Source organism: Bradyrhizobium sp. (assembly GCF_050014615.1).
Taxonomy (GTDB): domain Bacteria; phylum Pseudomonadota; class Alphaproteobacteria; order Rhizobiales; family Xanthobacteraceae; genus Bradyrhizobium.
On sequence record NZ_JBEKCZ010000277.1, the window covers coordinates 1 to 5,756 of the forward strand.

The 5,756-nt window shown below is 65.8% G+C and carries 4 protein-coding genes and 1 pseudogene; all 5 read right to left on the reverse strand.

Features of this window, described 5'->3' with window-relative positions:
• A pseudogene (locus tag ABR948_RS27770) lies at positions 1-1,169 on the reverse strand (two-component sensor histidine kinase); the annotation flags it as partial.
• Between the two features lie 212 nt (positions 1,170-1,381).
• Positions 1,382-1,840 carry a dUTP diphosphatase gene (gene dut, locus ABR948_RS27775; RefSeq protein WP_428124215.1) on the reverse strand — a complete coding sequence of 153 codons (459 nt, stop codon included), beginning with the start codon at positions 1,838-1,840 and terminating at the stop codon, positions 1,382-1,384.
• Positions 1,837-3,282: a bifunctional phosphopantothenoylcysteine decarboxylase/phosphopantothenate--cysteine ligase CoaBC gene (gene coaBC, locus ABR948_RS27780; protein ID WP_428124217.1), complete on the reverse strand. Its 1,446-nt coding sequence runs from the start codon at positions 3,280-3,282 to the stop codon at positions 1,837-1,839. The genes dut and coaBC overlap by 4 nt, the downstream gene beginning before the upstream one ends.
• Positions 3,283-3,338: 56 nt before the next feature.
• The gene (ubiB, locus tag ABR948_RS27785) at positions 3,339-4,913 is read right to left on the reverse strand and encodes a 2-polyprenylphenol 6-hydroxylase (RefSeq protein ID WP_428124219.1); all 1,575 of its coding nucleotides are present in this window, start codon (positions 4,911-4,913) and stop codon (positions 3,339-3,341) included.
• Positions 4,910-5,671: a bifunctional demethylmenaquinone methyltransferase/2-methoxy-6-polyprenyl-1,4-benzoquinol methylase UbiE gene (ubiE, locus tag ABR948_RS27790; protein ID WP_428124221.1), complete on the reverse strand. Its 762-nt coding sequence runs from the start codon at positions 5,669-5,671 to the stop codon at positions 4,910-4,912. Before ubiE ends, ubiB begins: the two co-directional genes overlap by 4 nt.
• Positions 5,672-5,756: the final 85 nt, after the last annotated feature.

Here is a 5,756-nt window from a genome sequence, read left to right on the forward strand (position 1 = left end):
GGATTGCTGTCGAGAAATACCCGGTCGAGGTCCCACAGGCGGCGATAGGAATCGTTGTAGAAGGCCAGCCGCCGCTGGCCGTCGAATACGGCGACGCCGGACGACAATTGGTCGAGCGTGCGGCGATGGGCCTCCGCCATCCGCACCAGCGCGGCGCTGAGCGCGGTGGCCTCGGAGGCGTCGATGGCGATGCCGACGCTTCCGCCGCCGACATTGATCGCATGCACATCGTAAAACCGTCGCTCGCCGCCGGCCACGATCGGCAGCCGCGCGGTGAAGGCCGCTCCGCCATTCAAGGCGCGGTCCATGTCGATGCGATCGCCGCTGTCGAGCAATTCCAGGTCGCGCCCGAGCGCATCGGCGACGCTGGCGGCATCGGCGGCCCGCGCATAGGCGGCGTTGGCGTAGCTGAGGCCGCCCTTGGCGTGCTTGGTCCAGATCGGCCAGGGTGCCGCGGCGGCGAAGCCGCGCAGCATCTCGGTTTCTTCCAGCAGCGCCTTGTGCCGGAGGTTGGTTTCGGCCAGTTCCCGGCGCAGTCCATTGAGTTCGCGAATCCGCACAATGGCCTGGCCGCCGATGGCGCGGCCCATGGCTTCCACGGCGTGTCCATTCGACGTCGCCAGATTGAGCAGGAAACCCTCGCCGGCCTCGCGCAAGGCGTCGACCGCATGGTCCATCTGCAGCGCCGGTTCCGGCGGCAGCCAGGTTCCGAACGCCAGAATGCGCTGCGGGGATTGGTGCTGGGCATCCTGCGGCATCAGCAGCGAGGTATCGCCGCTGATTTGCGGACGATTGTCGCCGGCGGCCCAGGATATCAGGATCTGGGGCTCGGCGAACAACAGCGCGCGGAAGCGATCGGCCTCGCCTTGCAGGCCCTGAATATCGGCGCGCAACCGCGCCTCGTTGCTCGCCGCGCGCAGGCGGGTGCGCATCAGCAGGATCGCCGCCACCACCGAAAAGCCGAGCAGTGCAAACGCCGTCGTCAGCGCCGCGATTTCCTGGTGGTTCATCTCAAAAAAGGTGGTGATGGCATCCAGCAGGGGCAGGTCGGCGGCGTGAGCCGGCCGGATCGAGACCAGTGCTGACAGGCCAAGGGTAATCAGGCCGTTGCGCGCCAGTGATGTGCACGACAGCAGGGTCCGACGCATCGCCGCGATCACGCCCGACATGGTTTGCCCCAAACCGCACGATTCCACGCCCGGCGCTTACCCCCGCCGTTCGCGAATCGAATGACAATATCCCCAACGGGACTCGACGGGTAAGAGTCCAGACCGTGAACGCAAAACCCGGTCGCTAAAAAAGCCGGTATTAAATTTTCGGAGCAATTTTTATCAAGATGAATCCGCTTCTTGGCGCGTTCTTGGCGGGTTCTTGGCGCGGATCAGCGTCCGGTCGAACCGAAGCCGCCGCTGCCGCGGTCGGTCGCTGTGAGCGATGCCGCGGGAACAAGTTCCGCCTGGATCACCGACGCAATCACCATCTGCGCGATACGCTCGCCGCGCCGGATCGGAAACGGCGCATCGCCGTGGTTGATCAGGAGGACGCCGATCTCGCCGCGATAATCCGCATCCACTGTGCCCGGTGCATTCAGCACGGTGACGCCGTGCTTGGCCGCCAGACCGGAGCGGGGGCGGACCTGGGCCTCATAGCCGGGAGGCAGCGCGATCGTCAGGCCGGTGGGAATGAGCGCATGTTTACCGGGCGCGAGGATCATCGGCGTGTCTTCCGGAACCGCGGCCAGCAGGTCGAGCCCGGCGGCGTGGGCGCTTTGATAGGCGGGCAAAGCGAGGCCTTCGCCATGCGGCAATTGCCTGATATCGACTTTGACGGAAGTGCTCACGAAGTCTTCTCCACGGTCTTGCTGGTCAAGCTCTCGGCGATACGCGCCACCAGTGCGATGGCGACTTCTTCCTTCGTCATCACCGGCCAGGATTCGACTTTGACGTCGATGCCATGGGTCTCCCGGGTCAGCAGATGAACGGTGTTGCGGTCGCCGCCCATCACGCCCGACGCCGGCGAGACATCATTGGCGACGATCCAGTCGCAGCCCTTGCGCGCCAGTTTGGCCTTGGCATTGTCGATCAGGTTTTCGGTCTCGGCGGCGAAGCCGATCACAAGTTTCGGCCGCGTGTTCGGCAATTTTGAAATCGTGGCCAGGATATCGGGGTTTTCCACCAGCTGCAGCGGCGGCATGCCGGCGGAGGTCTTTTTCAGTTTCTGCTCGCCGGCATTGGCGACGCGCCAGTCGGCGACGGCGGCGGCGAAGATTGCGATATCGGCCGGAAGCGCGGCTTCCACCTGCCGCAGCATGTCGCGCGCGGATTCCACTGAAATCACCGAGACGCCGGGAGGCTCAACGAGCTCGACCGGGCCCGAGATCAAGGTGACGTCAGCGCCGGCAGCCTGCGCCGCAGCGGCGATGGCATAGCCCTGCTTGCCCGAGGATCGGTTGGCGATGTAGCGCACCGGATCGATCGGCTCATGCGTCGGACCCGCGGTAATGAGGACGCGCTGGCCGGCGAGCGGGCGCGGTTGGGCCGGGCGCAAAGCGCGCTCGGCCGCATCGGCTATTTCCGTGGGCTCGGCCATCCGGCCCACACCGGCCTCGCCGGCTTCGGCCATTTCACCGGCATTGGGGCCGATCATGGCCACGCCATCGCGTGCGAGCTGCGCGACATTGCGGCGGGTCGCGGCATTGTTCCACATCAGCGGGTTCATCGCGGGCGCCAGCAGGATCGGTCCGCCCGCCGCGAGCAGGATGGCGGTGGCAAGATCGTCGGCATGGCCATGCGCCATCTTCGCCATCAGATCCGCGGTCGCCGGCGCCACCACGATCAGGTCGCAGTCGCGCGCCAGGCGGATGTGACCGGCATCGAATTCGCTCTCGGGATCGAACAGGTCGGTGTAACAGCGCTCGTTCGACAGCGCGCTGGCGGTCAGCGGCGTGACGAACTGCTGCGCGGCCCGGGTCAGCACGCAGCGGACGCGAATGTGCCTTTCCTTCAGCCGCCGGATCAGGTCCAGCGCCTTGTAGGCGGCAATGCCGCCACCGATGATCAGGGTCACGCGTGGCTGGTCGACGACAGGGTTGCGCGCCAATCGCGTGGCGTGGCCCTGGACGGTCGCTGGCGCGGCCGGTGGGGGGAATGCGCGGCTGTTCTGCGAGGCGTCGCGCAGGATCACCCGCACCTCGTCCTCAACCGAGCGGCCGTTGCGGGCCGCGCGCAGCCGCAGCTCGTCCCGGATGGCGTCGTCCAGTTTTCGGATGGTCAGGCTGGCCATGAGGATGCCCTGCTTCAGAATGAAGGCAATGCTATCATACTATGATAGCATTGCAATCACAGCTGTCGGACGGCTATCAGAATCCCGATAAAGGTGGCGGCGATGATCCACAGCGCCAGGGTGCGCCAGCGGCTCTTGCGGCCCTCGGTTCGCCCCATCGCCGCGATCGTCTCCGGCGACAGCGTCAAGCCTTCCCGGGTCATGGTCTCCAACTGTTCGATCACGGCCACCGCCCGGGTCGCGAGCGCCGGAAGGCCCGCGAACACCCGGCCGAGTTCTCCCGCGCCGGACATCGCCCCCTGGATCCGTCCCACCGGGCCTAAATTGCGCTCGATCCATTCGCGCACCACGGGATCGGCGACCTTCCAGATGTCGAGCTTGGGATCGAAACCGCGCGCCACGCCTTCGACCACCACCATGGTCTTTTGCAGCAGAATCAGTTCGGGGCGGGTGCGCATGTCGAACAGGCCGGTGACCTCCAGCAGCAGCGTCAACAATTTCGCCATCGAGATTTCCTCGGCGGTGCGATTGTGGATCGGCTCGCCGATGGCGCGGATCGCCTGCGCAAAATTCTCGACCGAGTGGTGCCCCGGTACATAGCCGGCCTCGAAATGCACCTCGGCGACGCGGCGATAATTGCGGGTGATGAAGCCCAGCAGAATCTCGGCGAGGAAGCGCCGCTCTTTCATGCCGAGCCGGCCCATGATGCCGAAATCGACCGCGACAAGCCGGCCGGCATCGTCGAGGAACAGATTGCCGGGGTGCATGTCGGCATGAAAGAAGCCGTCGCGCAGCGCGTGGCGCAGAAAGCTCTGGATCACCTTGCGTCCGAGTTCAGGCAGATCGACCTGCGATTGCTCCAGACGCGCATGGTCGCTGAGCGCGATGCCGTCGATCCATTCCATCGTCAACACGTTATGGGAGGTGCGATCCCAGTCGACGGTAGGGACGCGAAAATCCGGATCGTCTTTGGTGTTCTCGGCCATTTCGGAGAGCGCGGCCGCTTCCAGCCGCAGATCCATCTCCATCGCCACCGAGCGCGACATCGTATTGATGACCTCGATCAGGCGCAGCCGCCGCGCCTCGGCCGAATAGGCCTCGGCCTTGTGCGCGACAAAGAAGAAATCGCCGAGGTCGCGGCGGAAGCGCGCGCCGACATTGGGCCGCAGCACCTTGACGGCGACCGCTTGACGGACGCCGTCGCGCTCGACTACGCCGCGATGCACCTGCGCGATCGAGGCGGCCGCGACCGCGGGACCGAGGCTCACAAACGCCTGCGCCACCGGGCGTTCCAGCGACGTCGCGATCACCGCTTCGGCTTCGCTTTGCGAAAAGGGCGGCAGCCGGTCCTGCAGGCTTTCCAGGTCGCGCGCCATCACGGCCCCGACCACGTCGGGCCTGGTCGCGAGAAACTGTCCGAGCTTGAGATAGGCCGGTCCGAGCCGGGTCAGCGCGCGCGACAGGCGCGGACCGGATTTGGCGCCGGGGCGCTCGATAATCCGCGCCAGACGCAGCGCGAGCTGGCCGGGCGGAGGCACCAGGCTCGGATCGACCACGCCGAACACGCCTTCGCGTGCGAACACGAAACCGGCGCGGGTCAGCCGCGCGATGTGGGTCAGTGCTGAAATCACAGACGCCAGCCCGAATGCAACGCCACGATGCCACCGGAAAAGCTTTGCCAGGCGACGCGGGAGAAGCCGGCGGCGCGGATCATGTCGGCGAACGCAGCGGGCTTGGGAAACTTCCGGATCGATTCGACGAGATACCGGTATGAATCGGCATCGCCGGTGACGGCGCGGCCGAGCGGCGGGATTATCTTGAACGAAAACAGATCGTAAATGCGGTCCAATCCGGGCACGTCGACGGCGGAGAATTCCAGGCACAGGAATCTGCTGCCGGGCTTGAGCACGCGAAACGCCTCGCTCAAGGCGAGATCGATCCGCGGTACGTTGCGGATGCCGAACGCGATGGTGTAGGCGTCAAAGGCGTTGTTGGGGAAAGCGAGCTGTTCGGCGTTGCCCTCGACGAACGACACCCGGTCGTCGAGATGCCGCGACGCCGCGCGCTCGCGGCCAACCTGAAGCATGTCGGCATTGATGTCGCAGACGGTGGCCTGAAAGCCCACGCCCGCCGCCTTGGCGGCTCGGAACGCGATATCGCCGGTGCCGCCGGCAACGTCGAGCAGCGCAAACGGGGTGTCGCCGCGCGGCGGGTTGAGCGCGTTGATCATCAGGTCTTTCCAGACCCGGTGCAGGCCGGCCGACATCAGATCGTTCATCAGGTCGTAACGCTGGGCCACGCTGCGGAAGACGTCGTTGACCAGCGTCTGCTTGTCCCCTAGCGGCACCTCCCGAAAGCCGAAATGCGTGGTTTCGTCCGGCTGATTCATGTCTTTACGCCCTCATACTCGCGACGGCCGGACCATAGCGCGCCAGCCGCAATGGCGCTATCACGTCAGCCCCTCAAGGTGAATG

Excerpts from the sequence above, each read along its gene's own strand:
- coaBC (WP_428124217.1), bottom strand. The coding sequence starts at position 3,282 with ATGGCCAGCCTGACCATCCGAAAACTGGACGACGCCATCCGGGACGAG.
- ubiE (WP_428124221.1), bottom strand. The coding sequence starts at position 5,671 with ATGAATCAGCCGGACGAAACCACGCATTTCGGCTTTCGGGAGGTGCCG.